The 2465-nt window shown below is 33.6% G+C and carries 4 protein-coding genes and 1 pseudogene; 1 reads left to right on the plus strand and 4 read right to left on the minus strand.

Annotated elements, in window-relative coordinates; genetic code table 11:
• The 4 genes from AC6F75_RS14785 to AC6F75_RS14800 all read right to left on the minus strand — a co-directional run.
• Positions 1-326, minus strand: a 326-nt coding sequence (locus AC6F75_RS14785) for a CPBP family glutamic-type intramembrane protease (protein WP_500715856.1), incomplete at its 3' end; no start/stop codon positions are given.
• 269 nt (positions 327-595) lie between these two features.
• The gene (locus tag AC6F75_RS14790) at positions 596-868 is read right to left on the minus strand and encodes a hypothetical protein (RefSeq protein WP_500715857.1); all 273 of its coding nucleotides are present in this window, start codon (positions 866-868) and stop codon (positions 596-598) included.
• A gap of 125 nt (positions 869-993) precedes the next feature.
• Positions 994-1278, minus strand: a complete 285-nt coding sequence (locus tag AC6F75_RS14795) for a hypothetical protein (RefSeq protein WP_500715858.1) — start codon at positions 1276-1278, stop codon at positions 994-996.
• A 77-nt stretch (positions 1279-1355) separates the two neighbouring features.
• Positions 1356-1907 (minus strand): hypothetical protein, encoded by a 552-nt coding sequence (locus AC6F75_RS14800; protein ID WP_500715859.1) that lies wholly within the window; start codon positions 1905-1907, stop codon positions 1356-1358.
• Positions 1908-2089: 182 nt separating this feature from the next.
• On the opposite strand from AC6F75_RS14800, the pseudogene AC6F75_RS14805 reads away from it, so the two are divergent.
• Positions 2090-2465 (plus strand): annotated as a pseudogene (locus tag AC6F75_RS14805) (M1 family peptidase); the annotation flags it as partial.

Raw genomic sequence — 2465 nt, forward strand, 5'->3', positions numbered from 1 at the left:
AGGGTATAAGTTATCAGATTGGCTGTTGCATGAGCAATCCATCCCGGAATTATGCTGCCATTTGCCTTTATTTCGTTTATATATGTTATCACAAATGAAAACAGGGCGGGAAAAATAAAGATAATAAAAAGCAATCCTAAATTATCCGTTATGCCCCAAAAAGCAAGAATATGTAATGCGCCAAAAATGATGGCTTGAAGGCCATTCCCGATTGCAAAATTTGTAATGCTAATTAATCGTTTAGCTAAAAACCCCCTAAAAAATATTTCTTCTGATAATGCTGTTTTTACGACTGCTATTAACACCAACAAAATTATAGTGTGCAAACTAAACCCGTAGGTTTTAATACTGCCGGTGAGACTCTTGGGGTCAAGTAAAACAGCTCTAAATTCTTCGTTGAAATAAAAAAGCAAAAGCATGGGCAATACAAGCAATAATATAGCTGCAAAACTGAGACACAGTGCTTTTTGGGGCGGGGCTTTAATTCCAATGAACAGGAAAAAATTGGTTTTTTTTCTAAACTTAACCAAATAGACTATAAATGGAATCGCCGTAAAAGCCAAAAGCTGAAAGAGCGTTGATAATAGTTCGTTGATCATTTATTAATTTTCTCTTCTAAAAATTCTTTGACTTTTTTTCTATTGGAAACCACAAACGCCAGGCTTTTTCCATTCTTTAAAATAATCCTTAACATAGGCCCAATTATGGTTTCTAGTTCAATAGATAATATGTCCTTGTAATTTACCTCAACCGTTTTTTTCTTAAAGTTTAATAGATGGGTTTTAAAAGTAAAATTGTCATTTTCAAAATGAATGTCCCCTCCTAATGACAAGCCTTGTTTTGTAAAATAGTTTGCTTTGGTTTTCATAATTTATAATTTAGCCCGCGATAAGAGATTCTTGTGGAGGGTAGGTTAGTTTATTTTTTTTCTATACAAGAATCAATTCCAGCTATGGCTTCTCCAACCTTTGCAACAAAGACTAAAAACAAACTTTATTTATTTTTCTGGATCTTCTTTCTAATCTTATAAACCCCATAGAGACCAAATAAAACCCAAAGGATAAAGAACATCTTTAAACTTGCCAAAAGACTAAAGCTTAAAGGTTCACCGTTGATGTAAAAAAGCCCTCCCGAAAAACGTACAGATTCTACCGGTAAGGACTTAATCAAATAAACAACAAAATTGATGATGTTTAACAAAACAACAGCGCCCAATGACATTAAAAGTGATGAAATGACAACCTTTTCAATTTCCTTTTTCTTTAAATTGTAAATCATGATTTGTGGTTTTTTTTATTTAAAATCTACTCAATGAAAAAAGAGTAAAATAACGTTGTCCAGGATAACTATAAATGTCATAGTTGATTAACGACACCCTTGTCAAGGGAATAAGATGATTTGATATAGCTTCCATTTTTAAAATACAGGTACAGCGGGTAGCCCAATGAGACGTCATTACAATCGCCGCAGAGTTCACTTAAAAAAGTACTGTACTTCTTTTTGGGGTTTAAAATGTTTCCCGCGGGATAATTTTCAGGGTTGATAATCATGGGCTCATAGCTCAACTGATATTCGTCGATATAATTTTTAAGCTTTTCATCTTGCGACTCTGTGTTTAATATATCAACCACAAAATACACCTCTATGCCGTTTTCTTCCAGAAAGGATTCTTCTTCTTTAATTTTTGGAGTAAACACCGACGCTCCTTGGCAACCCGGGGAGTTTATAATAACTATTGCATTAGTGGAGTTTTCCTTAATAGTATTTTTTAAAATTGAAGCTTCGGTATAATTATATTGACTCACGTAAGAGGGATCTTCTTGATTAACAAGAAAAAATGCCACAAAGCCCACGAGTACAATAAAAAAGAAAAATACAATGCCAAGAATTATTAAAACCTTTTTCATTTTTTATAATAAATAAGTTTTAAAACTAATAAAATTATTTGTATTAGCTCTGATTAATTTGCAGAATAGAGTCAATTTATGTTAAAAGCCTAAGCTTCATTTACGGCTTTCCCTTACTAAATGTTAAACCTTTTGAGTTGTAACAAAAGCAATTATCTTTACAAAAAATTAAATTTAACTTGATGAAAGCCCTCTTTTTAAGCCTGCTTTGCCTAACAACCCTCTCCCTTTTTTCACAACAATACCACAACCACCTCGAGCAAGTAGATAGATCTAACTATTGGCAACAACACGTTGATTATAAAATGGAAATTGATGTGGATGTAAAAAATTACCAATACAAAGGCAGGCAAGAGCTGGTCTATACCAACAATTCGCCTGATACTTTAAAGCGTGTATTTTACCACCTGCATTTCAATGCCTTTCAACCCGGCAGCGAAATGGATGTGCGCTCAAGAACGATTGCTGATCCAGACAGTCGTGTGGGTGACCGTATTTATAAACTAAAACCCAATGAAGTCGGTTATATAAAAGTGAATGGCCTGCAACAAAACGGAA

This window comes from Planktosalinus sp., from assembly GCF_059864935.1.

Bases quoted from the DNA above. Each gene is read 5' to 3' on its own strand.
- AC6F75_RS14800 (WP_500715859.1), bottom strand. From the start codon at position 1,907: ATGAAAAAGGTTTTAATAATTCTTGGCATTGTATTTTTCTTTTTTATT.
- AC6F75_RS14790 (WP_500715857.1), bottom strand. From the start codon at position 868: ATGAAAACCAAAGCAAACTATTTTACAAAACAAGGCTTGTCATTAGGA.
- AC6F75_RS14795 (WP_500715858.1), bottom strand. From the start codon at position 1,278: ATGATTTACAATTTAAAGAAAAAGGAAATTGAAAAGGTTGTCATTTCA.